The 24,016-nt window shown below is 73.2% G+C and carries 22 protein-coding genes; 9 read left to right on the top strand and 13 right to left on the bottom strand.

Translation table 11 applies throughout. The features are described 5' to 3' along the window. Positions 1-82: 82 nt before the first annotated feature. Positions 83-523: a MarR family winged helix-turn-helix transcriptional regulator gene (locus IE308_RS12315; protein WP_110626409.1), complete on the bottom strand. Its 441-nt coding sequence runs from the start codon at positions 521-523 to the stop codon at positions 83-85. 79 nt (positions 524-602) lie between these two features. Here IE308_RS12315 and IE308_RS12310 point away from each other — a divergent pair, with 79 nt between their 5' ends. Together IE308_RS12310 and IE308_RS12305 are read left to right on the top strand one after the other, a co-directional pair. Then, positions 603-1,700, top strand: coding sequence for an ABC-2 transporter permease (locus tag IE308_RS12310; protein WP_190217908.1), 1,098 nt, complete (start codon positions 603-605; stop codon positions 1,698-1,700). 299 nt (positions 1,701-1,999) lie between these two features. Next, on the top strand, positions 2,000-2,812 hold the full coding sequence (locus IE308_RS12305) for a putative protein N(5)-glutamine methyltransferase (RefSeq protein ID WP_110626407.1): 813 nt from the start codon (positions 2,000-2,002) through the stop codon (positions 2,810-2,812). A gap of 7 nt (positions 2,813-2,819) precedes the next feature. Here IE308_RS12305 and IE308_RS12300 read toward each other — a convergent pair whose 3' ends face one another. Then, complete coding sequence (locus IE308_RS12300; protein WP_229908883.1) at positions 2,820-3,647, bottom strand: hypothetical protein; 828 nt, start codon at positions 3,645-3,647, stop codon at positions 2,820-2,822. A gap of 113 nt (positions 3,648-3,760) precedes the next feature. Beyond that, a complete protein-coding gene (locus tag IE308_RS12295) occupies positions 3,761-5,839 on the bottom strand; it encodes a SpoIIE family protein phosphatase (protein WP_190217906.1) in 2,079 nt (692 codons plus the stop codon). 345 nt (positions 5,840-6,184) lie between these two features. On the opposite strand from IE308_RS12295, the gene IE308_RS12290 reads away from it, so the two are divergent. The 4 genes from IE308_RS12290 to IE308_RS12275 all read left to right on the top strand — a co-directional run bounded on the left by IE308_RS12290 (position 6,185) and on the right by IE308_RS12275 (position 10,382). Continuing rightward, on the top strand, positions 6,185-7,069 hold the full coding sequence (locus tag IE308_RS12290; protein ID WP_190217905.1) for a hypothetical protein: 885 nt from the start codon (positions 6,185-6,187) through the stop codon (positions 7,067-7,069). A gap of 132 nt (positions 7,070-7,201) precedes the next feature. Continuing rightward, on the top strand, positions 7,202-7,570 hold the full coding sequence (locus IE308_RS12285; RefSeq protein ID WP_190217904.1) for a hypothetical protein: 369 nt from the start codon (positions 7,202-7,204) through the stop codon (positions 7,568-7,570). Positions 7,571-7,697: 127 nt separating this feature from the next. After that, entirely contained in the window at positions 7,698-9,713 is a 2,016-nt protein-coding gene (locus IE308_RS12280; protein ID WP_190217903.1) for an NADPH-dependent 2,4-dienoyl-CoA reductase, read from the top strand. Between the two features lie 39 nt (positions 9,714-9,752). Next, on the top strand, positions 9,753-10,382 hold the full coding sequence (locus tag IE308_RS12275) for a PadR family transcriptional regulator (RefSeq protein WP_190217902.1): 630 nt from the start codon (positions 9,753-9,755) through the stop codon (positions 10,380-10,382). On the opposite strand, the gene IE308_RS12270 is transcribed toward IE308_RS12275, so the two are convergent. Both IE308_RS12270 and IE308_RS12265 read right to left on the bottom strand, forming a co-directional pair. After that, positions 10,330-10,872, bottom strand: coding sequence for a hypothetical protein (locus IE308_RS12270; RefSeq protein WP_110626400.1), 543 nt, complete (start codon positions 10,870-10,872; stop codon positions 10,330-10,332). The two genes, IE308_RS12275 and IE308_RS12270, sit on opposite strands and share 53 nt — an antisense overlap. Positions 10,873-11,033: 161 nt before the next feature. Then, positions 11,034-12,029 carry a fibronectin type III domain-containing protein gene (locus IE308_RS12265; RefSeq protein WP_190217901.1) on the bottom strand — a complete coding sequence of 332 codons (996 nt, stop codon included), beginning with the start codon at positions 12,027-12,029 and terminating at the stop codon, positions 11,034-11,036. 372 nt (positions 12,030-12,401) lie between these two features. On the opposite strand from IE308_RS12265, the gene IE308_RS12260 reads away from it, so the two are divergent. Further along, positions 12,402-13,112, top strand: a complete 711-nt coding sequence (locus tag IE308_RS12260) for a glycoside hydrolase family 75 protein (protein WP_190217900.1) — start codon at positions 12,402-12,404, stop codon at positions 13,110-13,112. A gap of 27 nt (positions 13,113-13,139) precedes the next feature. Here IE308_RS12260 and IE308_RS12255 read toward each other — a convergent pair whose 3' ends face one another. From IE308_RS12255 to IE308_RS12240, 4 genes are all read right to left on the bottom strand, one after another. Continuing rightward, entirely contained in the window at positions 13,140-13,550 is a 411-nt protein-coding gene (locus IE308_RS12255; RefSeq protein WP_190217899.1) for a PTS-dependent dihydroxyacetone kinase phosphotransferase subunit DhaM, read from the bottom strand. Then, positions 13,543-14,142 (bottom strand): dihydroxyacetone kinase subunit DhaL, encoded by a 600-nt coding sequence (dhaL, locus tag IE308_RS12250; RefSeq protein WP_110626396.1) that lies wholly within the window; start codon positions 14,140-14,142, stop codon positions 13,543-13,545. The genes IE308_RS12255 and dhaL overlap by 8 nt, the downstream gene beginning before the upstream one ends. Before the next feature lie 55 nt (positions 14,143-14,197). Next, positions 14,198-15,190: a dihydroxyacetone kinase subunit DhaK gene (gene dhaK / locus IE308_RS12245; RefSeq protein ID WP_190217898.1), complete on the bottom strand. Its 993-nt coding sequence runs from the start codon at positions 15,188-15,190 to the stop codon at positions 14,198-14,200. Between the two features lie 170 nt (positions 15,191-15,360). Beyond that, positions 15,361-16,062, bottom strand: coding sequence for an SDR family oxidoreductase (locus IE308_RS12240; protein WP_190217897.1), 702 nt, complete (start codon positions 16,060-16,062; stop codon positions 15,361-15,363). Positions 16,063-16,205: 143 nt separating this feature from the next. On the opposite strand from IE308_RS12240, the gene IE308_RS12235 reads away from it, so the two are divergent. Next, entirely contained in the window at positions 16,206-16,775 is a 570-nt protein-coding gene (locus IE308_RS12235) for a TetR/AcrR family transcriptional regulator (RefSeq protein WP_190217896.1), read from the top strand. 48 nt (positions 16,776-16,823) lie between these two features. Here the strand turns inward: IE308_RS12235 and IE308_RS12230 are convergent, their stop codons facing one another. The 4 genes from IE308_RS12230 to IE308_RS12215 all read right to left on the bottom strand — a co-directional run bounded on the left by IE308_RS12230 (position 16,824) and on the right by IE308_RS12215 (position 20,959). Beyond that, positions 16,824-17,846 carry a LacI family DNA-binding transcriptional regulator gene (locus IE308_RS12230; protein WP_190217895.1) on the bottom strand — a complete coding sequence of 341 codons (1,023 nt, stop codon included), beginning with the start codon at positions 17,844-17,846 and terminating at the stop codon, positions 16,824-16,826. A 75-nt stretch (positions 17,847-17,921) separates the two neighbouring features. Continuing rightward, positions 17,922-18,758, bottom strand: a complete 837-nt coding sequence (locus IE308_RS12225; protein WP_110626391.1) for an ATP-binding cassette domain-containing protein — start codon at positions 18,756-18,758, stop codon at positions 17,922-17,924. Then, the gene (locus IE308_RS12220; RefSeq protein WP_110626390.1) at positions 18,755-19,768 is read right to left on the bottom strand and encodes an ABC transporter permease; all 1,014 of its coding nucleotides are present in this window, start codon (positions 19,766-19,768) and stop codon (positions 18,755-18,757) included. Before IE308_RS12220 ends, IE308_RS12225 begins: the two co-directional genes overlap by 4 nt. A gap of 168 nt (positions 19,769-19,936) precedes the next feature. After that, positions 19,937-20,959 carry a sugar ABC transporter substrate-binding protein gene (locus tag IE308_RS12215; protein ID WP_110626389.1) on the bottom strand — a complete coding sequence of 341 codons (1,023 nt, stop codon included), beginning with the start codon at positions 20,957-20,959 and terminating at the stop codon, positions 19,937-19,939. A gap of 472 nt (positions 20,960-21,431) precedes the next feature. On the opposite strand from IE308_RS12215, the gene IE308_RS12210 reads away from it, so the two are divergent. Further along, positions 21,432-23,993 (top strand): glycoside hydrolase family 32 protein, encoded by a 2,562-nt coding sequence (locus tag IE308_RS12210; RefSeq protein WP_190217894.1) that lies wholly within the window; start codon positions 21,432-21,434, stop codon positions 23,991-23,993. The last annotated feature ends 23 nt before the right edge of the window (positions 23,994-24,016 follow it).

Here is a 24,016-nt window from a genome sequence, read left to right as displayed (position 1 = left end):
GGGTGATGCCCGACCGGAAGGGGGACCGGCCGTCAGGCGGGTGGCGGGCCGGCCCCTGCCGCCTCCTCCTCGACGGGGCCGGTCAGGCGTCGTCCGGCTCCTGCGGGGCCCAGGCGTTGTAGCGGACCAGGTAGTCCGCGAACCGTGCCAGGTCCTGCTCCGGCCAGTCGGCCAGGCGCGCCTGGAAGGCCGCCCGGCGGCTCTCCGTGACCTGGGCGAGGATGCGGCGGCCGGCCTCGGTGAGGTGCAGGACTTGGACGCGGTGGTCCTCGGCGTCGACGCGCCGCTCGATCAGCCCGGCCCGCTCCAGGGCCGCCACCTGGCGGCTCACCGTGGACTTGTCCAGGGCGTAGTGGGCGGCCAGGTCCGTGGCCCGGCAGCCGCCCCGCTCCTCCAGGTGGCCGAGCAGTGTGTAGGAGACCAGCGACAGTTCCGGGTGCATCCGGCCCGCCGAGGCCCGGGCCCGGCGAGCGAAGATCGTCATCTCGCGCTGGATCGTCTCGACGGCCTCGGCTGCGTTCACTTGCCCTCCTCCGGGATTCAAGTTGTATAGTACAACTTGTACTGAGAGTTGCATAAGCCAACCATTGGAGGAGTGAGCGATGAGGTCGCCCGCGTTGCGCCATGTGCTCACGCACCTGATCACCCCGCTGCTGATGTGCCTGGGCATGGGGCTCGCGTATATGGGGGCGTTCGTCACCCCGGAGCCGAACCACCTGCCCGTCGCCGTCGTCGGCTCCGGCCCCGAGGCCAAGGTGCTCGCCCAGTCCGTCAAGGACGCCGCCGGCGACAAGCTCGACGTGCGCACCGTCGCCACCCGCGCCGAGGCCGTCGACCTCGTCCGGCACCGCGACCTGACCGGCGCCTACCTGCCCGGTTCGAAGAGCCCCGAGCTGGTCGTCGCCACCGCCTCCTCCGACATGGGCGCCCTGGCCGCCGAGAAGGTCTTCACGCCCCTCGCCGAGCGGCAGGGCGTCCCGCTCAAGGTCACCGACGTGGCCGCCCCGGTGGACGACGACCCCACCGGGCAGGGCCTGTTCTTCCTGCTCATCGCGGTCAGCATCGGCTCCTACGCCTCCGTCGCCGCCCTCGGCGCCGCGGGTGGCGCCCTCCCGATGCGCGCGCGGGCGCTGCTCACGCTCGGTGTCTCCGCCGTCGTCGGAGGCATCGGCACCCTGCTCGCCGGTCCCGTCTTCCACCTCGCCCACCACGACCTCGCCGGCGTCTTCGGCATGGCCTGGCTCTACGCGGCCGGCATCCTCTTCCTCGGCGTCGGCCTGCACACCTTCCTCAAGCGGTGGACCACCCTCGCCATGATGGTGCTGTTCGTGATGCTCAACTTCACCAGCTCCGGTGGTCTGTTCCGCCCCGAACTGCAGAACGGCTTCTTCGGCACCCTGCACGCCTTCTGGAACGGCGCCGGCTTCGTCGAGGGGGCCCGCAGTCTGCTGTACTTCGGCGGCGACGGCCTCGGCCGGAACGTGTGGACGCTGGTGGCCTGGCTGCTGCTCGGCCTCGCCGTCACCGCGATCGCCGCCCGGCACGAGCGCACCACCGCGCGGGCCGCCGACGCCGCCGCGCGGGCCGCCGACGCGGCCGGGATCGCCGTGGAGCGGTCGGAACGGCAGCGGGCGCAGGACGCCGAGGACGAAGCTCATAAGGAGGCCGAGGAGGAGATCGAGGAGGCCGTCGGCGTCTGATCGGCGCCGCGAGCGGCTGCGCGGCCGGGGCGCCGGGCGCCCGGCGTGATCGGAGCGATCGGGTGGCGCGGCGGTGGGACGGCCTCGCCGTCGAGCCCGCCGGGGGCCACCGGGGCGGCCCCCGGCCGCTGGGATAGGGTGGCCGTCCGGCCGCGGACGGCCCGCGCCGGGCAGACCCAGGGGGTGAGACCCATCAACGCTGTGTCCCCCCGGGTGCTCTCCTCCCGGTACACCTCCCGGCACGCCGTCAGCAGGTGACACCAGAGCGCCCTTCGCCCACCGAAAGGCCCTCGGCAGCCATGCCCACCCCCTCCCCGTCCGCCTCCTCCGCCGCCTCCCCCGAAGAGTTCTCCCGCGTCGTCGCCACGCTGCGCGCCGCCGGCTGCGTCTTCGCCGAGGACGAGGCGCGGCTCATCCTCGGCACCGCCCGCACACCCGTCGAAGCGACCGCCATGGTGGAGCGCCGCGCGGCCGGTCTGCCCCTCGAACACGTCCTCGGCTGGGCGGAGTTCCACGGACTGCGCGTCGCCGTCGAGCCGGGCGTGTTCGTCCCGCGCCGCCGTACCGAGTTCCTCGTCGACCAGGCGCTGGCCCGCGTCCCGGACGCCCGCGTCGTGGTCGACCTGTGCTGCGGCTCCGGAGCGGTCGGCGCGGCCCTGGCCGCGGCGCTCGGCACCGTCGAACTGCACGCCGCCGACATCGACCCGGCGGCGGTCCGCTGCGCCCGCCGCAACATCGCGCCCTACGGCGGCCAGGCGCACGCCGGTGACCTGTTCGCGGCGCTGCCCGACCGGCTGCGCGGCCGGGTCGGGATCCTCGCCGCGAACGTGCCGTACGTGCCCACCGGCGAGGTGGCCCTGCTGCCCGCCGAGGCCCGCGACCACGAGCCGCTGACTGCCCTCGACGGTGGGTCCGACGGGCTCGGCGTGCTGCGCCGGGTCGCGGCCGAGGCGCCCCGCTGGCTCGCGCCCGGCGGCTGTCTCCTGGTGGAGACGAGTGAACGGCAGGCCCGGGCCGCCGTCGACGCCTTCACCCGGGCGGGGCTCGCCGCCGAGCCGGCCGTCTGTGAGGAGCTGTCCGCACACGTGATCGTGGGCACGCGGCAGACCTGACGGTCCGTCAGGTGGTCGCTCCGCTCTCCGACGGCTCCGGGCGGTCCGAGGGGCGGTCCGACGGGCGGTCGTCCCAGCCGTGCGGACCGCGGAAGGGCGCGCCGTCGCCCTTGTCGCCCGGCGCGCGGTCCTCGAACCCGTGCAGGTCGCCCCTGAAGCGGTGCAGATCGTCCTTGAACCGGCGCATATCGTCCTTGAGGCGGTCCAGGTCGCCGGCGACCACCCGCGCGGCGGTCCGGGTGCCGTCGCCGGCGCGGGTGCCGACGAGGACCGCCTGGTCGCCCTTCTTCAGCGCACCGGCGCCGGACTCCTCCTTCGGCGCTCCGGAGTCCTGGCCGCCGAAGCGGTGGACGGCGGTGTCGCCGGTCACCGTCCAGGTCCAGGACGCGCCGTCCTCGCTGCGGACGGTGACCTGGTCGCCGTCGACCTTGTCGACGGTGCCGCGCTGCCACGTCCGGACGACCCACTTGCCCGTGTCGGGGTCCTTCACGGTCGCCTCGCCGTGCACGCCGGGGCCACCCCTGCCGAACCAGCCGTCACCGTCCCCGTGGCCGTGCCGCTTCCCGGGGCCGTCGGGGGACGGCGACGCGGAGGCGGAGCGGCCCGTCGACGGGGCGCCGGAGCCGTCCGACGTCGCGGCGTAGGCGACCGTGCCGCCCAGGGCCAGTACGCCGACCGCGGCCGCGGCGACGACCGCCCGGCCGCGCGCCGGGCGCCGCCGCCACAGCTGCGCGGGGGACGTACGCCGCTGCCTCTCACCGCCCGGTCCGCCGACCACTTCGGGCGCCGACCCGTCCCACGGGCCGCCGCCGGTCTCCCGCTCCGGATCGTGCATCACCGCTCACACTCCCTCGATCACAGCGACCCGACACCTGATGCTGTGATTGTCGGATGCGCCCGATAAGAACCCGGTAACGGCTTCCTGTGAATCCGGGCCCGGATCCTGCCTCACGGCAGCGCCCGCGCCCGCGCGATCAGCAGGGCCACGTCGTCGTGGTTGTCGGGGTGGTGCAGCGTGCGCAGCAGCAGGTCGCAGACCTCCTCCAGCGGCCGCTCGGGGTCGTCGAGCAGCGTCAGCAGCATGTCCAGGCGCTCGTCGAGCGAGTGCCGGCGCGTCTCGACCAGGCCGTCGGTGTAGAACACCAGCTGGTCGCCGGGCGCGATGTCCACCGTCGTCGTGGAGAACGCCACCCCGCCCACGCCCAGCGGCGCCCCCGTGGGCACCTCCAGCAGCTCCGGCGGGCACCCGGCACGCACCCGCGCGGGGGGCAGATGCCCGGCGTTGGCGATCCGGCACTGCCCGAGCCGCGGGTCGTGGACGGCGTACACGCAGGTGGCGATTGCCTCGTCGAGGCCCCCCGTGATCCGGTCGAGGTGCTCCAGCAGCACCGCCGGGTCCAGGTCGAGGGAGGCCAGCGTGTTGGTGGCGGTGCGCAGCCGGCCCATCGTCGCGGCGGCGTTGATGCCGCTGCCCATCACGTCCCCCACCACCAGCGCCGTCTTGTCGCCCTCCAGGGGGATGACGTCGAACCAGTCGCCGCCGACCTCGCTGGTGGCGCCCGCCGGCTGGTAGCGGGAGGCCACCTCCAGCCCGCCGGTGACCGGCGGATGGCTCGGCAGCAGGCTGCGCTGGAGGGTGAGGGCGGCGTTGCGGGCGCTCTGGTACCAGCGCGCGTTGTCGATCTGCACCGCCGCGCGCGCCGCCAGCTCCCGGGCCAGCAGCAGATCGTCCCGGCCGAACGGCAGCGGATTGCGCGTCCGCTTCAGGTCGAGGGCGCCGAGCACCTCGCCGCGGGCGATGAGCGGCACGGCGAGATACGAGTGCACGCCCGCGCCGGCCAGCAGCTCGGCGGCCTCCGGTGAGCGCGCGATGCGCGGGAGGTCCTCGGGCCGGACATGCGCCACCAGCACCGGCCGGCCCGTGCGCACGCACTGGGTGACCAGCCGGTCGGGCCCGTACCGGGCGATCTTGCCGGGCGGGTCGGCCGCCCGCAGCGCCTCCGGGGCCGCCTCGGCCTGTACCGCGAGCGCGCGGATCATCGCGCCCTCGGCCGGTCCGAAGCTGCTGGCGCGGCCCTCCACCACGGCCTCCAGCAGGTCCACTGCGGCCACGTCGGCCAGCTCCGGCACGGCGACGTCGGCCAGCTCATGGGCGGTGCGCTCCAGCTCCAGCGTCGTACCGATCCGCGCGGAGGCGTCCGCGATCAGCGCCAGACGCCGGCGCGCCTCCTCGGCCTCCACCCCCGCCCGGTACTGGTCGGTGATGTCCGCGACCGAGGCCGCCACGCCGATCACCGTGCCCGCGGTGTCCTCCAGCCGGTACAGCGACACCGACCAGGCGCGGTCCTCGTCCGGGTCGGCGGGGGTGCGGCCCACGGCGGGCTGGTCGACCAGCGGCAGCCCGGTCTGCAGCACCTGCCGGATGGCGGACTCCAGCCCGTCGGCGTCCATGTCGGGCAGCACCTCGCGCACGGTGCGGCCCACGTGCTCCTCGGCCGGGAGGCCGTTGATCCGCTCCAGCGCCGGGTTGACCGACACGTACCGCAGCTCGGTATCGAGCACGGCCAGTCCCATGGGGGACTGCGACACCATCCGGGTGGACAGTGCCACGTCCCGCTCCAGACGGCGCAGGGTCGAGGCGTCGGCGGCGAGACCGAGGGCGTAGACGTCGCCCCGGTCGTCGAGCAGGCGCATGTTGCGGAACTCCACCAGCCGGGTGGTGCCGTCCTTGTGCCGCACCGGGAAGGCGCCCGCCCAGCTCTGGCCGGTCTGCATCACGTCGGCGAACAGCTTCACGACCAGGTCGAGATGCTGCTCGTGCACCATGATGCGGGCCGCGTACTGCCCGAGCGCCTCCTGCGCCGCATAGCCGAACAGCTCCTCCGCCTGCGGGCTCCACAGCACCACCCGCCCGTCGGCGTCGAGCACCACGGAGGCGACGTTCAGCACGTCGAGCAGGCCGCTCGGGCGCACCGGCCCGCGCGGCGGACCGCCGCCGTCGGCCACCGGAGATCCGGCTGCACTCATCCCACGCACCGCCTCGCCTCCGCCTGTCTGCGCGGCACGTCTTCCCCCGTGCCGACTGCCCGTGCCGTGGCGCGCACAACCTCTCTCCTACGCCACCTGCACCCACCTCCACCATCCCTCAACACGGCCGGAAACGTACGCCCGACGCACGCCCGGAAGGAACAGGTCCGACACGACCGCCCGGTCGGATCCGCCACGGCGGTTCGCGGCGGCCCGCACCCGCCCGTCACCGGGGCGACGCACCCCGTTCCCTCCTTGGCTTGTACATGACCACTCGACCGCGCCAGACTGTGCGCCGAACAGCTCACCGAAGTGCGCCGACCCCCCACCCACAGGAGTCCGCCCATGCCGCTGCGCTCCGCCGGTCACCGGTGCCGTCCGGCCCTGACCGCCCTGACGGCCGCCGCCACCGCCGCCGTCCTCGCCCTGACCGCCGCTCCGCCCGCCGCGGCGGCCGACACCTGGACCGAGGCCGGCTCCGACCGCGCCGACCCGCTCACCGAAAGCCAGGGGCTGACCTCGGTCGAGGTCCCGGCCGGCAGCCCCAACCGCTACACCGGCATCGGCACCATCCCCCTCGGCGTCTCCACCCGGGGCTGGAACCACGTCGGCGACCCCGACGCCTCCTACGACGGCCACTACGTCGAGCCGTACCAGCGGGACTCGGGCGGCGCGAAGATGTTCCGCGTCAAGGCACCGGACGGCACCTGGTCGGAGTACGTGCACGCGCTCGGCTCCGGCGAGGCCCCGAACAACTCCTGGGTCGCGATCTCCCCGGACGGCCAGTGGATGCTCTCGGGCGAGTGGGGCACGATGACCCGTCTGCTGGTCTTCCCCACCCCGGGCGTCAACCCGGCCACCTCGCCCTCGGCGAACCTCCCGCAGGCCGCCACCGTCCGCCTCGATCACGCCGTGCGCGATGTGCAGGGCTGCGACTTCGTCACCGCCACCCGGTTGCTGTGCTCCTCCGACGACCCCGAGGGCAGCCTGTTCGGCCTGACCAAGCCGCTCCTGCAGATCGACCTGGCGGCCGCGCCGAACGGCACCGCCGACGTCACCGGCCATGTCACCGCCCTGCGCCAACTGCCGCTGCGCAGCGGCTGCTCGGGCAGTTTCGAGGCGGAGGGCATCGACTACGACCGCCGTACCGGCACCCTGCGCGTCATCGTCGTGTCGCCCGGTTTCTGCGTCCTCACCGACAGCAAGACCTACCGCTTCACCCGCGGCTGACCGGGGGGCCGCGCCCCCGCCCGCACCGGCCGCCGCTGGCCCGCAGGGGCGGCCGGTGCTTTTCTTGGGTGTGGGGGAGCGGCAGCGCGGGGACCCGCAAGGCTGCGGCGCCCCACGGAAGGAGCGATCACGATGGCCAGCGAGCGACTGCACGACGAGTCCGTCTCCGTCGAGATCAGCGGTTACAGCAAGGAAGACGCCCGGGTCGTGTTCGACGCACTGTGCGCGTGCTTCGAGTCGGACCGGTGCGCCGAGGACATACCCGAGCAACTGCACGAGACCCAGCCCATGGTGTGGCTCGGCACCTTCGAGGTCACCGACTCGAACGCCTGCCCGCCGCCGGGCCGGCTGTCGTCGGCGGTCGAGGCCGACGCCCAGGGCAGCTACTGGGCGATCGACCGGCTGCGCAAGACCCTGGACGACCTGTTCGCGGTCCGCGAGCTCGCCCACGCCTCCGGCGACCAGGAGCGCGAACTGCACGTGAAGCTGGAGAACAGGTAACGCCCGGAGCCCCGTGCGCACGGCCAGGGGGCCAGTGACGGTCGCCACCCCATTGTGCAACTAGTTGCACAATGGGGGGCCGGTCCTCTACAACCTCAGGTAGAGGACACCGCGCACGGAGGGCCCCATGAGCCGTTACCCCCATCTGCTGAGCCCGCTCGACCTGGGCTTCACCACGCTGCCCAACCGCGTCCTGATGGGCTCGATGCACGTCGGCCTGGAGGAGGCCGAGCGCGGCTTCGAGCGCATGGCCGCCTTCTACGCCGAGCGGGCCCGCGGCGGGGTCGCCCTGATCGTCACCGGCGGCATCGCCCCCAACGACGAGGGCCGGCCCTACCCCGGCGGCGCCAAGCTCACCACCGACGCCGAGGCCGAGCAGCACCGGGAGATCACCGACGCCGTCCACCGCGAGGGCGGCCGGATCGCGATGCAGATCCTGCACTTCGGCCGCTACGCCTACCACCAGGACCTCGTCGCGCCGAGCCCGCTCCAGGCGCCGATCAGCCCCTTCGTGCCGCGCGAGCTGACCGACGCCGAGGTCGAGCGGACCATCGACGACTACGCCCGCGCCGCCCGCCTGGCCCGGCAGGCCGGCTACGACGGCGTGGAGATCATGGGCTCCGAGGGCTACCTCATCAACGAGTTCGTCGCCGCGCAGACCAACCAGCGCACCGACCGCTGGGGCGGCTCGTACGAGAACCGCATGCGCTTCCCCGTCGAGATCGTCCGGCGGGTCCGCGAGGCGGTCGGCGAGGACTTCATCGTCATCTACCGGCTGTCCATGCTCGACCTCGTCCCCGGCGGCTCCACCCTCGACGAGGTGATCACCCTCGGCAAGGCCGTCGAGGCGGCCGGCGCCACCCTCATCAACACCGGCATCGGCTGGCACGAGGCCCGCATCCCCACCATCGCCACCTCCGTGCCGCGCGGCGCCTACACCTTCGTCACGAAGAAGCTGATGGGCGAGGTGTCGATCCCGCTCGTCACCACCAACCGCATCAACACCCCGGAACTCGCCGAGGAGTTGCTCGCCGACGGCGTCGCCGACATGGTGTCCGTGGCCCGGCCGATGCTCGCCGACCCCGAGTTCGTGAAGAAGGCCGCCGAGGGCCGTTCCGAGGCCATCAACACCTGCATCGGCTGCAACCAGGCCTGCCTCGACCACACCTTCAGCGGACAGATCACCTCCTGCCTGGTCAACCCGCGCGCCTGCCACGAGACCGAGCTGGTCCTCGCCCCGACCCGGCTGAAGAAGCGCGTCGCCGTCGTCGGCGCCGGCCCGGCCGGCCTCGCCTGCGCGGTCTCCGCCGCCGAACGCGGCCACGCCGTCACCCTGTTCGACGCCGCGAGCGAGATCGGCGGCCAGCTCAACGTCGCCCGCAAGGTCCCCGGCAAGCAGGAGTTCGACGAGACCCTGCGCTACTTCCGCCACCAGCTCGACGCCCACGGCGTCGACGTACGGCTGGACACCTGGGTCAGCGCGGACGACCTCGACGGCTACGACGAGGTCGTCGTCGCCACCGGCGTCACCCCGCGCACCCCCGACATCCCCGGCGTGGACCACCCCAAGGTCGTCGGCTACCTCGACGTCCTCAGGGGTGGCGCCCCCGTCGGCGAGCGCGTCGCCGTGCTCGGCGCGGGCGGCATCGGCTTCGACGTCGCCGAGTACCTCACCGACAGCGGCGACGGGGCGAGCGAGGACCCGGCGACGTACTTCCGCCACTGGGGCGTCGACCTGGACTACCGGGGCCCCGGCGGCCTCGCCGCGCCCGAGCGGCCCGCCCCGCCGCGCCGGGTCCACCTGCTCCAGCGCAAGACCAGCAAGGTCGGCGCGGGCCTCGGCAAGACCACCGGCTGGATCCACCGCACCGAGCTGAAGCACCGCGGCGTCACCATGGTCCCCGGCGTGCGCTACGACGCCATCGACGACGCCGGGCTGCACATCACCGTCGACGGGGAGAGCACCGTCCTGGAGGTCGACACCGTCGTGCTGTGCACCGGCCAGGAGCCGCGCCGCGACCTGTACGAGGAGCTGCTCGCCGCCGGCCGCAAGGCCCACCTGATCGGCGGCGCCGACGTGGCGGCCGAACTGGACGCCAAGCGCGCCATCAAGCAGGGCACGGAACTGGCGGCGTCGCTGTAGGCGCCGGGACCCGGGCCGGCCGTCCCTAGGATGAGCGCCATGTCACTCCCGCACGCGATCCTCACCGCCCTGCTGGAAAAGCCGTCCTCGGGACTGGAGCTGACCCGCCGGTTCGACAAGTCGATCGGCTACTTCTGGTCCGCGACGCACCAGCAGATCTATCGCGAGCTGGGAAAACTGGAGGCCGACGGGCTGATCCGGGCGCTGCCGGCCGAGCAGCCGGCCCGCGGGCAGAAGAAGAGCTACGAGGTCCTGCCCGCGGGCCGCGCCGAACTGGAGCGCTGGACGTCCGCGACGCAGGACCCCAAGCCGATGCGCGACACCCTGCTGCTGCGGCTGCGCGCCGCGGCGGTCGTCGGCACGGCCGGCATCGAGGCCGACCTGCGACGCCATCTTGAGCTGCACGAGCGGCAGCTGACGGAGTACCGGGAGATCGAGCGGCGGGACTTCCCGCCCGGCAGGGACAGCCCGCAGGACCGGCTGCACCATCTGATCCTGCGGGCGGGCATCGACCTGGAGACCTTCTGGACGCGGTGGCTCGCGCACGCCCTGGAGGAGTTCGCGGCGCTGCCCGACGGCCGGGCCGCGGACACCGGGGACGCCGGGGACGCCGGGGTCACAGACGGTGCGGCTTCGAACGGCGGCGCAGGAACCACGCCCCCGCGATGACCCCGGTGCCGACCAGGGCCGCGCCGACGCCCATGGTGACCGGGCCGTAGTCCCGGGCGGCGCCGCCCAGGCCGCCCATCACACCGCGCGACGGCGAGGGTCTCGCCGTGACGGTCGGCGTGGCGGGCGCGGAGACGATCACGGACTGGGTGCCCGCGGTCTGCTGGTTGGAGCAGACGACGATCACCGTGTACGTGCCGGGACCGACGCCGGACCAGGCGGCGGACTGGCTCACGCTCGTCCCGGACAGCGCGACCTGGCGGCCCTGGGCGAAGTTGGCCTGGCTGCTGTTGAGCAGCGAGGCGGTGCCCCAGCTGCCGTTGATCTGGGTGCAGGCGCTGGTGACCACCGACACCGTGGAGCCGGTGGTGCTGACGGAGATGCCCGAGACCCGGGCGGCGGCCGGTCCCGCGGCGGTCAGGGCCAGCGGGAACGCGGCGGCGGCTGCCACGGTCAGGCCGGTGCGGCGAAGAAGAGCGGAGTTGCGCATGGGGTGTCCTCCGGCGGCACGGTTGGCGGTACATCCCTTGCGCCGCCTGGGGTCGGGAACGCCCGTGCTGCCTCAGACGCAGCCAACGCGGCCGCCGCCCGCCGCGCACGCGGAGCGCATCCGCCCAGGTGACGGGTTCCACCGGACGGCCCAGAGGCGGCTCACGGACCCGTCGTCACCGTGCGCTCCGGTGTCCAGCCGCCCCAGGTGCCGTCCGGCAGCTTCGCCCGCAGCCGCACGCGGTGGCGAAGGCCCGCCTCCCGGCCGACGTAGAAGCTGTACGACGCCCGGCCCCGGGGCGCGGTGCCGCCCCACACCAGGGAGGTGGCCGTACGGCCGTCGAGCCGGAGCTGGTACTCGGTGACCTCTCCGTCGGTGCGCGGCGGCACCCAGGACAGGTCCAGGTACCAGGCGCCGTCGGCCCGGTGGGTGGCGGCGCGGAAGGCCGTGGGGGCGGTGGCCCGGCCGTCGTCGGTGCCGGGTGTGGTGAGCCGCAGCGGCCCGGCCGCGGGGGAGAGGTTGTCGGCCGCGTCCCGGGCCCGGACGGTGAAGGCGTAGGCGGTGCCGGGCCGCAGCCCGGTGAGCACGGTCGCGGTCTGCCCGCCGCCGACGCTGTGGATCTTCGTGCCGCCCTGGTAGACGTCGTACGACACCACCTGCCGGTCGTCGGTCGCGGCCGTCCAGGACAGCTGCGCCGCGCGGCTCCCCGCCGCCCGGCCGGTGAGGGCGCCGGGCCGGGTGGGGGCCGAGCGGTCCGCGGCCACCGCCGGCGGGGTGGTGGCCCGCACCTCGCGGCTGGGCGGCCCGAGCCGTCCCTCGTCGTCCCGGGCGCGCACGGTGAAGACGTACGCCGTGGCGGGTGCGAGCCGGGTGACATCGGCCATGTGCTCGGCGGCGGGGACCTCCTTCACCTTGGTGCCGCCCCGGTAGATCTCGTAGCCGCGCAGGCCGTCGGCGGCGGTCACCGCGTTCCACATGACGTGCACGCTCGTCGCGCTGCCCGCCGCGGCGGTGACCCCGGTCGGTGCGCCGGGCTGACGGCCGCCGTCCGTGTCGTCGCTCCCCGCCCAGCCGCAGCCGGCGGCCAGCAGCAGGCATCCGCACCCCAGCAGAACGCGTCGCACGAGACGGCCTCCCGGTCCGAGACGGGCGTGCATTGGTGCGGACCAATATGCGCCCGCTGACGGGAGCACATCAAGAGGGTGGGGGCCGGGCGCGGCCCAGGGCGACGGGTGCCGCGGGGGACCGGCATGGTGACCACGCCGCGAGGTTACGTATGCTGAATCTCCTCGCGGCCGAACTCTCCAAGAGGGCTGGGAAGTTCGGCCCAGGGCGCGGACCGCTGTCGTCGCTGTCCCCGCGCCTGCGCGGGCGGCCCGGGGGCCGGAGTCGAGGCAGGCTCGGCCCCCGGCCCCTGTCGGCCCGTCAGAACCCGTGCACCGGACGGCCCCCTCGAAGTGGCCGGACTTTCGGACCCACCCCAGATTGGGCTGAGTGTCCGTCACCGTCCCCACGAGAGGGTTCCCACCGTGCGAGTCCAGTCGCTGACCCTGGCCGCGGCCGGCCTCGTCCTGCTGGCCCCGACCACGCCCCCCGCCACCGCACCGCCGGGCCCCGCCCCCGGCCCGCAGGGGGCGGTGGCCGTACGGCGGGAGGGCGACGTCAGCGCCGCCGACCTGCTGGCCCGGGTCCGCGCGTGCCCCCAGGTCTCCCGGGGCCGGTACCGCACCGACGAGGGCGCCCCGCCGACCGTGCCGGTGTGCGGCACCCGGGACGCCGTCTACTGGACCGCCGACATGGACATCGACTGCGACGGCCGACCCGGCCCCGCCTGCAACGCCCGCACCGATCCGCTCTACTCCGGGACCACCGCCTACCAGCAGTCCGACGGCCGCTACTTGAGCGCCGAGACGCTGCCGTACATCGTCGTCCCCGCCGCGAGCCCGCTGTGGGACCACCGCGCCCACGGCGTGCGCGGCGGCTCGGTCGCCGCCGTCGTCCACCGCGACCGGGTGCAGTACGCCGTCGTCGGCGACACCGGCCCGCGCGACATCATCGGCGAGGCCTCCTACGCCACCGCCCGGGCCCTCGGCATCCGCGCCGACCCGCGCGGCGGCGGCACGCCCTCCGGCGTCACCTACATCGTCTTCAAGGACTCCCAGGTGAAGCCGATCGAGGACCACGCGGCCGCCGTGGCGGTGGGGGAGCGGCTGGCCGAGCTGTTCGTCCGGGGCGGCTGAGGCCCGGCGCCCCGCGTCTCCTTCCCGTCAGACCTTGCGGTAGCCGTACGCCTCCGTGGCCGCCGCCTCCACCGCGGCGAGGTCGGCACCGGTGGAGGCCGTGACCACCGCGGCGACGGCGCCCTCGACGAACGGGGCGTCCAGCAGGCGCGTGCCCGCCGGAAGTTCGTCGCCTTCGGCGAGCAGCGCCTTCACCGTCAGCACGGCACTGCCGAGGTCGGTGAGGACGGCGACCCCGGCACCCCGGTCGACGGAGGCCGCGGCGGCGGCGATCAGCTCCGCGCTGGTGCCCAGCCCGCCGCCCTCGGTGCCGCCGGCCGGGGCGACGGGCACCGCCGTGCCCCCGCCCGCGAGGCCCTGCGCCAGCTCGGCCACCGACTCGGCCACCCGCGCGCTGTGCGACACCAGCACGATCCCGACCAGCTTCTCGTCACTCACCGGCGGCCTCCGCGAGGGCGGCGACGAGCAGGGCGGAGGAGGTGGCGCCCGGGTCCTGGTGCCCGATGCTGCGCTCGCCGAGGTAGCTGGCCCGGCCCTTGCGGGCCTGCAACGGCGTGGTCGCCTGCGCCCCCTGCTCGGCGGCGGCCCGCGCCGCGGCGAACCCGTCGCCGAGCGCGTCCACCGCGGGGACCAGCGCGTCGATCATGGTCTTGTCGCCGGGTGCCGCCCCGCCGAGCGCCATCACGGCGTCCACGCCCGCGCGCAGCGCCGTCGCGAGCTCCTCCGGGGAGACCTCGGCGGCGTCGCCGAGCGTCTTGCCGGTGCGGCGCAGCAGCGTCCCGTACAGCGGCCCGGACGCGCCGCCGACGGTCGAGATGAGCTGCTTCGCCGCGAGCAGCAGGACCGCGCCCGGCGTGCCGGGTGCCTCCTTCTCCAGCGCGCCGGCCACGGCGGTGAAGCCGCGCTGGAGGTTGCTGCCGTGGTCGGCGTCGCCGATCGGCGAGTCGAGGGCGGTGAGCCGTTCCGCCTCGCGCTCCACGGACGCGGCGGTCACCGCCATCCAGCGGCGGAAGAATTCGGCGTCGAGCACTGGATCTCCTGGTGTGTCGGGGATGTCTGCTGTCCTGCGGGCCTGTCCTGGCTCCTCACATCCCCCAGCGCAGCCCGGCCGTCTTCACCGGCGCGTCCCACAGCCGCAGCAGCTCCTCGTCGACCTGGCACAGGGTGACCGAGGCACCCGCCATGTCGAGCGAGGTGACGTAGTTGCCGACGAGGGTGCGGGCGACGGCGACGCCGCGCTCGGCGAGCACCCGCTGCACCTCGGCGTTGAAGCCGTACAGCTCCAGCAGCGGGGTCGCGCCCATGCCGTTGACCAGGACCAGGACGGGGTTGCGCGGGCTCATGTCCTCCAGGATCGCGTGCACCGCGAAGTCGGCGATCTCCCCGGACGTCATCATCGGCCGCCGCTCACGCCCCGGCTCGCCGTGGATGCCGATGCCCAACTCCAGTTCACCGGGCGGCAGATCGAAGGTGGGGCTGCCCTTGGCGGGTGTCGTGCAGGCGGTGAGGGCCACGCCGAAGCTGCGGGAGTTCTCGTTGACCTGCCGGGCGACGGCCGCCACCCGCTCCAGCGGCTGCCCCTCGTCCGCCGCGGCGCCCGCGATCTTCTCCACGAACAGCGTGGCGCCCGTGCCGCGCCGCCCGGCCGTGTAGAGGCTGTCGGTGACCGCCACGTCGTCGTCGACCAGCACCTTGGCGACCTGGATGCCCTCGTCCTCGGCCAGCTCCGCGGCCATGTCGAAGTTGAGCACGTCACCGGTGTAGTTCTTCACCACGAACAGCACGCCCGCCCCGCTGTCCACGGCCGCGGCGGCCCGCGCCATCTGGTCGGGCACGGGGGAGGTGAAGACCTCTCCCGGACAGGCCGCCGACAGCATCCCCGGCCCCACGAACCCGCCGTGCAGCGGCTCGTGTCCCGAGCCCCCGCCCGACACCAGGGCCACCTTTCCGGCCACGGGCGCGTCCCGGCGGACGATCACCCGGTTCTCGACGTCGACGGTCAGCTCGGGGTGCGCGGCGGCCAGCCCCCTCAGGGCGTCGGCGACGACGGTCTCCGGTACGTTGATCAGCATCTTCACGGGGTGCCTCCTGAGAAGATCGGCAGGGCGGTTCGGGGCGGGCTCCTCCCGACGGCAGTATCAGCCCTGCGCGAGCGAAGGTCACGCCGTCGACGCCGCCCACGCGCGTCGCATCCGGTCCGAGGCGGCGTCGTACGGCGAGCCGGCCCTGCTTCCAGTGTGCGCGGAAGTCACTGCGCCAGCTCGGCGTACAGTCCCGGCAGGTCCCCGGCCAGGCCCGCCTTGACCTGCCGCGAGATGTCGTCGGCGAGCACTTCGTACGCGCCTGCCTCGATACCGTCGAGGGCGAGTGCGGCCACGACCCGCGGGTCGGACTTGGGCGAGTCGACGTCCGCCGCCAGGTCGGTGTCGACGTAGCCGACGTGCAGGCCGGTGACGGCGATGCCGCGCGGCCGCAGCTCCAGGCGCAGGGAGTTGGTCTGCGACCACAGGGCGGCCTTGGAGGCGCTGTAGGAGCCGCCCAGGGCCAGCCAGGACAGCACCGAGTGCACGTTGAGGATGTGCCCGCCGCCGTTGCGCTCGATGACCGGCACGAAGGCCCGGGTGACCAGGAGCGGCCCGTAGAAGTTGGTCTCGAACTCCCGGCGGACGTCGTCGACCGGGGCGTCCAGGAAGGACGCGCCGACCGCGGCACCGGCGTTGTTGATCAGCACGGTGACGTCGTCCGCCCGCGCGGCGGCCGCCGCCACGGAGGCCGGGTCCGTGACCTCAAGGGCCACCGGGACCGCGTCGGGGTGCGTCACGCTGCGCGGGTCGCGGGCCGTGGCGTAGACCTTGCCGGCGCCGCGCGCGTACAGCTCTTCCACCAGCGCCTTGCCGATGCCCCGGCTGCCGCCGGTGACGAGGACGTGGGCGCCCTTCAGTGCGGTCATGACTGTCTCCCAGGTGAGAAACCGATCGGTTTCCGCAACGGTAAACCGATCGGTTTCCGGGTGCAAGCCCGGCCGTGCTGTGCGTCGGCATCCCTGGAAACCGGTCGGTTTCCGGTGGGGCGGAACCGGGTTACCCTCGCCCTATGACCACCGAGGCGAAGTCGAGCTCGCGGGAGCGGCTGCTGGAGGCGGCCGCCACGCTCACCTACCGGGACGGTGTCGGCATCGGCGTCGAGGCGCTGTGCAAGGCGGCGGGGGTGTCGAAGCGCTCCATGTACCAGCTGTTCGAGAGCAAGGACGAACTCCTGGCGGCCAGCCTGGAGGAACGCGCCGCCGCCTACGGGGCGACGCTCCTTCCCCCGGCGGACGACGGCCGTCCGCCCCGCGAGCGGATCCTGCACGTGTTCGAGCGGATGGAGGCGCAGGCGGGTGCGCCCGGCTTCCAGGGCTGCCGTTACCTCGCGGTGCAGATCGAGCTCAAGGACCCGGGCCACCCCGCGAGCCGGGTGGCCCGCCGGGTCAAGGAGGACCTGACGGCCTTCTTCCGCGCCGAGGCCGAACGGGCTGGGGCGAGCGATCCGGAGCTGCTGGCGCGGCAGTTGATGCTGGTCTTCGACGGCGCCAGCGCCCGTGCGGGAATCCGGGCCGACGACCTGGCCGGGCTCGTCGCGCCCACGGTGGCCGGTCTGCTCGACGCGGCGGGCGTGCGCTGACCCGCCGCCCGCGACGGCCGTCCTTCCGTCGACCGGGCGGCGTCCGCTCTACCGCACCGGAGCGGGCTGTTCCCCGGACCCGCGGACGATCAGGCGGGTGGGGACGGTGACGGTGCGGGCGCGGGAGCGGTCGCCGTCGAGGCGGGCCAGGGCGGTGGTCGCCGCCGTCCGGCCGATCTCCTCGGGGTTCTGGGCGACGACGGTCAGGCCCGGTTCGAGCGCCTCGGCGAGCTCCACGTCGTCGAAGGCGATGACGGCGACGTCCTTGCGCTGGGAGCGGGCGAGTTCGGTGATGATGCCCAGCGCGACGATGTTGTTGCCGGCGAACAGGGCGGTGGGGGGATCCGCGAGGCCGAGGAGCCGGGAGGTCGCGGCGGAGGCCCCGTGCTGGTCGTGGGCGTCGATGACCAGGGAGCGGTCGTAGGGGATGCCGGCTTCCTCCAGGGCCGCGCGGTACCCGGCCAGGCGCTCGCGGCGCGTGTAGAGCCGGGTGGGGAGGTCGCCGACGAAGCCGATACGGCGGTGGCCGTGGGCGATGAGATGGGCGACGCCGTCCTGGGCGCCGGCCCGGTTGGAGCTGACGACGCTGTCCGTGGACAGGCCCACGCCCGGACGGTCGAGGAAGACGACGGGCAGGCCCGCGGTGCGTTGGGTCTTCAGGTGGGAGTGGTCGGCGCCGACGGACGGCACGATCATCAGGACGCTGACGCGGCGGGCCAGGAACTTGTCGGTGAGGGCGCGTTCACGGTCGGGGTCGTCCGCGGAGGAGCCCATGAGCAGGGTCAGCCCGCGGTCGCGGACGGTGTCCTCGATGCTGCGGGCCACGGCGCCGAAGAAGGGGTTGCCGAGGTCGGGGATGACCAGCCCGACGGTGGTGTCGGGTCCGCCGACGCGGATGTTGCGCGCCATGAGGTTCGGCTGGAAGCCGAGCTTGGCCACGGCGGCGAGCACCTGCTCCCGGGTCTTCGCCGAGGCGGGGCCGTCCTCGTTGAGGACGCGGGAGACGGTCTTGGCGCTGACGCCCACTTCTCGGGCGACGTCGGCCAGGGTGGGGCGGCGGTTCGCTGCCATGGAGGAACGGTCTCCTGTGCTCGCCGGTTCCGGCCGCGGCCTCGGCCGGATTCCGTCGAGTGTCGAGTGGTCTGGTCAGGTGGCCTGGACTCCGGCGGCCTTCGCCGCCGCGGAATCCGCTACGACTGTATCCCCGGCCGCGTCCACGGTGAGCGCGCCCGTCATGATCGCGACGACCTCCGCCATGGAGTGGTCGGACGGCCTGATCACGGCGGCGCGCCTGCCGAGCCGGTGGACGTGGATGCGGTCGGCGATCTCGAAGACGTGCGGCATGTTGTGGCTGATCAGGACGACCGGCATGCCCTTGTCCCGGACGCGGCGGATGAGGTCGAGGACCTGTCCGGACTCCTTGACCCCGAGTGCGGCGGTGGGCTCGTCCATGACCACGACGGAGCGGGCCCAGGCGACGGCGCGGGCGACCGCGACGGCCTGCCGCTGGCCACCGGAGAGGGTCTCGACCGGCTGGGTCAGCGAGCGCAGGCCGATCTTCAGGTCGGCCATGTGCTCGGCGGCCTCCTGGCGCATGCGCTTCTTGTCGAGCATGCGGAAGGCGCTGCCGAGGACGCCGGGGCGGCGCAGTTCGCGGCCGAGGAACATGTTGGAGGCGATGTCCATGGAGGCGGCGACGGCCAGGTCCTGATAGACCGTCTCGATGCCGTGGGCGCGGGCGCTCTGCGGTCCGGAGAAGGTGACGGGTTCGCCGTTGAGCCGGATCTCGCCCGCGTCGGGGGTCAGCGCACCGGTCAGCGCCTTGATCAGGCTGGTCTTGCCGGCGCCGTTGTCGCCGATGACGGCGAGGACCTCGCCGGGCAGCAGGTCGAAGTCGGCGCCGTCGATGGCGGTGACATGGCCGTAGCGCTTGACCAGACCTCGGGCCTGCAGGACGGGGACGGGAGAGGAGGTGGCGGTCATCGGGCCTTCTTCCGGGAGATCTGGTCGACGGTCACGGCGAGGATCACCAGGACGCCGGTGATCAGCGTCTGGTAGATGGAGGCGACGCCCATCAGCTGCAGGCCGTTGCGGAAGACACCGACGATGAGCACGCCGATGAACGTGCCCAGCACCGAGCCGCGTCCGCCGAAGAGGCTGGTGCCGCCGAGCACCACGGCGGTGATGCTGTCGAGGTTGTCGGTCTGCCCGGCCTGCGGGTCACCGACGCCGGTGCGGGAGATGAGCAGCAGGGCCGCGATGCCGTACAGCAGGCCGGCCACGGTGTAGACGCCGATGGTCAGGCGGGAGGTGCGGATGCCGTTCAGCCGTGCCGCCTCGGGGCTGTTGCCCAGCGCGTAGACGTGCCGGCCCCAGCCGGTGCTGCTCAGGGCGTAGGCGAGGAGGAGGAACAGGGCGATGGTGACCAGGGAGCCGTAGGTGATGTCGGTGTGGCCGAGCGGGAAGGTCCGGCCGAGGGCCGTCAGCGGGCCCGGCAGGTCGGTGACGGTCTGTTCCTCGGAGTAGATGTGGGTCAGCGCGAACGCCACGTTGAGCATGCCGAGGGTGACGATGAACGGCGGCAGCGGGATCTTCTGCACCAGCGCCCCGTTGAGCAGCCCGAAGCCGCCGCAGACGACCAGTCCCAGGGCGATGGCGGCGAGCGGCGGCAGGGAGCCCTCGGCGGCCGTCTTGGCGATCACGATGCTGCCGAAGGCCATCACGGCACCGCAGGACAGATCGATGCCGGCGGTCAGGATGATCAGGGTCTGGCCGATGGCGAGAGTGCCGACGACCATGACCTGCTGCACGATCAGCGAGAAGTTCCCGCCCGTGAGGAACTGGTCGGTCGAGGAGGCGAAGAAGACGCAGGCCAGGAGGAGGGCGACCAGGGGCCCGGTGGTCGGTGCCGTGAGCAGTCGGTGGGCCGTGCTCGGCGCTTTCAGCTCGGCGTACGCCGGGGACGTGCTCGGGGGCGTGGACGTGGCGGTCATGCGAAGTCCTTGTCGGGAGACAGAAGTGCTCGTCCGGCCTGGGCCGTGTCCGGCCCACCCGGAGCGCGGGGAGGACAAGCAGGCGAGGGGGCGGCCGTCCCGGGCCGGGAGGCGGGGCGGCCGCCCGCCCGGGGGAGGAGGTGACGGACGTACGGTCCTCGGGGCGGCTCAGCCCCAGCAGTTGTCCAGGCCGTAGTTCGTGTCCTTGGAGGTGAGCCCGGGCTGTGCCCTGTCGGTGACGAGGGTGACGCCGGTGTCGGTGTAGCCGGACGCCTTCTTGCCGCCCTTGGCGTACGTCACGACGGCCTTGACGCCCTCGGCGGCCATCTTCAGCGGGTACTGCTGCGAAGTCGCCGCGATCCTGCCGTCCTTGACGGCCCGGGTGCCGGTGCAGCCGCCGTCGACGGAGACGATCAGGACGTCCTTCTCCCGGCCCTTGGCCTTCAGCGCGGTGTACGCGCCCAGGGCCGCCGGTTCGTTGATGGTGTAGACGACGTTGATGCCGGGTTCCTTCTGGAGGCAGTTCTCCATGGCGGTCTGGCCCTTGGCCTGGTCGCCTCCGGTGTCCTGGGAGCAGACGACGGAGGCGTCGCCGTCCTTGACGCCGAAGCCCTTGAGGAAGCCGTTGTGCCGCTGGACGCCGACGGAGACGCCGGGGGCGAGGTCGAGGGTGGCTATCTTCGCGGCCTTGCCCTTCATGGCGGCCTTGGCGTACTCGCCGATCAGCTCGCCGGCCCTGAGGTTGTCGGTGGCGAAGAGGGCGTCGACCGCGCTCTGCGGCTCGGTCGGCGTGTCCAGGGCGATGACCAGGACACCCTTCGCCTTGGCCTTCTCGATCGCCGGCACGATCGCCTTGGAGTCGCTGGGGGTGATCAGGATGCCCTTCACGCCGGCGGCGACCATGTTCTCGATGGCCGTGACCTGACCGGCGTTGTCCCCGTCGAACTTGCCCGCGGCGGTCATGAGCTGGACGCCGTCCTCCTTGGCGGCCTTCTCCGCGCCCTCCTTCATCTTCACGAAGAACGGGTTGGTGTCGGTCTTGGTGATCAGACCGACCTTGACGCTGCCCGAACCGGAGCCGGCGGTGCCCGTTCCGGCGCCGGATCCGCAGGCCGTCAGGGTGAGGGCCGCGAGGCCGGTGCACGCGGCGGCTCTGAGCAGGGCGGAGGGCAGACGAGGGGTGCGAGACATGAGGGACTCCAGCGGGGATCGCGGTGGTGCGGCGGCATAGGAGCATGCCGACCCGAGGTGTCATCGTTGACTTATGTCATCGTTGACACTGCTGCCGAGGATGATGGACTCCCCCTCCCCGCAACGTCAATGCCCTGCGCCCGACACAAGTCCGTAACGGTCCCCGCAGCCGCCCGGTCGGTGCCCGCTTGTGCCCGCCCGGGCGCGGCGGAACGCGGGCGCGAGACCCGGCCGGAGCCCGGGCGCGCATGGACGGCAGCCGGACGGAACAGGCAATCGCGCTCGCACCGTTGACGCGGCGGCCGCACTGTGACCATCATCGGGCACTCGGTGTCATCGATGACAGAAGTCAACGATGACACCGCCTCGTGAGGCGCCCGGGACGACGGTGCCGACGAGGCGTCACCCTTCGGCCGGTCCCTGCCGGGCAGCAGGCCCCGCAGCGCCGGACGGCCGCAGCACAGGAGACCCCATGCGCTCTGGACGTGTATCCCCTCATGCCCGTACGCGGCTGATCGCGGCGGTGGCGACCGTCTGCGCCCTGTCCGCAGTCCCGCTCGCCCCCGGGGCCGTCGCCGCCGACACCCCGCCGTACTCGGAGGCCTACCGCCCCCAGTTCCACTTCACCCCGGAGCGGAACTGGATGAACGACCCCAACGGCCTCGTGTACTACCAGGGCGAATACCACCTCTTCTACCAGTACAACCCGAACGGGAACTCCTGGGGCGACATGTCCTGGGGGCACGCGGTGAGCAAGGACCTCGTGCACTGGGAGCAGCTGCCGCTCGCTCTGCCGCACGACGACGAGGAGATGGTGTTCTCCGGCAGCGCGGTCGTCGACCGGAACAACACCACCGGGTTCGGCACCAAGCGGAACCCGCCCATGGTGGCGATCTACACCAGCGCCTACAAGGACGGCGGCAAGCAGGCCCAGTCGCTCGCCTACAGCACGGACCGCGGCCGCACCTGGACCAAGTACCGGGGCAACCCGGTCCTGGACATCGGCTCCAGGGAATTCCGCGACCCGAAGGTGCAGTGGTACGCGCCGACCAACAGCTGGCTGATGACGGTGTCGCTGTCCACCGAGCACAAGGTGCGCTTCTACTCGTCGAAGAACCTCAAGGACTGGAACCTGCTCAGCGAGTTCGGGCCGGCCGGTGCCACGGGCGGCGTGTGGGAGTGCCCCGACCTGTTCCCCCTCCCGGTCGACGGCGACGAGACCAACGTCAAGTGGGTCCTGGTCGTCAACATCAACCCCGGCGGGATCGCCGGCGGTTCCGCCGCCCAGTACTTCGTCGGCGACTTCGACGGCACGAAGTTCACCGCCGAGGACCGGGGCACCTACACACCGCCCGCCGGCACGGTGGTGCAGGACTTCGAGGACACCGGCTTCGGCACGTGGACACCGGCCGGCGCCGCGTTCGGCGACGGACCGGCCGCCGGGGCACTGCCCGGGCAGGGGACCGTCGAGGGCTTCGACGGCACGGGCCTCGCCAACAGCTTCCACGGCGGCGACGGCGCCACCGGCACCCTCACCTCACCCGAATTCACCGTCGACAGTCCCTACCTGAACTTCAAGGTCGGCGGCGGCCGCCATCCGCACGAGCCCGGAACCGTCCCGGAGCAGGGCCCGCCGCCCGCGGGCACGGTCCTCGCCGACTTCGAGGGCGGCGGCTACGGCGACTGGACGACGACCGGGGACGCCTTCGGAGCGGCACCGGCCGGCGGCACCCTCCCCGGCCAGCAGGAGGTCTCCGGCTTCCTGGGCAACGGCCTCGTCAACACCTTCCTGAACGGCGACGCGACCACCGGCACCCTCACCTCACCCGCGTTCACCCTCGACAAGAAGCACCTCAACTTCCTCGTCGGCGGCGGCTCCCACCCCGCCGGTTCCGACCACCCCACCGCCGTCGAACTCCTCGTCGACGGGCAGGTCGTGCGCAGCGCCACCGGAAAGGACGCCGAAGCGCTCAACTGGGCGTCGTGGGACGTCGGCGACCTCGCCGGAAAGACGGCGCGGATCAGGATCGTCGACGACAACACCGGCGGCTGGGGCCACATCAACGTCGACCACATCATGCTGTCCGACACCGCGGCCCGGCCCGTCTCCCGGGAGACGTCCGTCAACCTGCTGGTCGACGGCGAGGTCGTGCGCAGCGCCACCGGCTCCGACAGCGAGACCCTGGACTGGGCCTCCTTCGACCTGCGTCCCTACGCCGGGAAGAAGGCACGCGTCCAGATCGTCGACCGGAACACCGCCGGCTGGGGCCACATCCTGGCGGACCGGTTCACCGCCGCCGACAAGCCCGCCGAGTCCGCCCTGCAGCGCGCCGACTGGGCCGACTACGGCAAGGACTACTACGCGGCGGTGTCCTGGGAGAACGCCCCGGGCGGCAAGCGGTACATGATCGGCTGGATGAACAACTGGGACTACGGCGGCGCCGTCCCCACCTCCCCCTGGCGGGGCGCGCAGAGCATCCCCCGGGAGATGGCCCTGCGCACCGTCGACGGCCGGCTCCGGCTCACCAGCAAGCCGGTGAACAGCCTGGAGTCCCTGCGGCAGGGGTCCCCGGCGACGGCGGCCGGCGTCACCGTCACGAGCACCACCGCGCCCCTGATCGGCCCCGCGGCCGAGGGCAGGGAACTCGACATCGAAGCCACCTTCTCCCTGGAGGACGCCGAACGCTTCGGCCTGAAGGTGCGCACCGGCGCCGCCGGCGAGGAAACCGTCATCGGCTACGACACCACGACGCAGGAGCTGTACGTCGACCGCACCCGCTCCGGTGCCGTGGACTTCAGCAGTTCCTTCCCCGGCGTCCAGCGGGCACCGCTGCGGGCCGAGAACGGCAAGGTGAGCCTGCGTGTCCTCGTCGACCGGTCGTCCGTCGAGGTCTTCGGCGGCAGCGGCGAAGCGGTGATCACCGACCAGATCTTCCCCGGCCCCGACAGCCAAGGGGTGCGGGTCTTCGCCGAGAACGGCTCGGTGAGGCTGGACCGTGCCCGCGTCTGGCACCTCGGCTCCTACCGCGACTGACTCTCACCCCACGACGGACCACG

The organism is Streptomyces griseosporeus (assembly GCF_014656055.1).
Lineage (GTDB): Bacteria > Actinomycetota > Actinomycetes > Streptomycetales > Streptomycetaceae > Streptomyces > Streptomyces griseosporeus.
The sequence above is the reverse complement of the archived record's forward strand: the minus strand, read 5'-3'. Positions and strand labels throughout refer to the sequence as shown.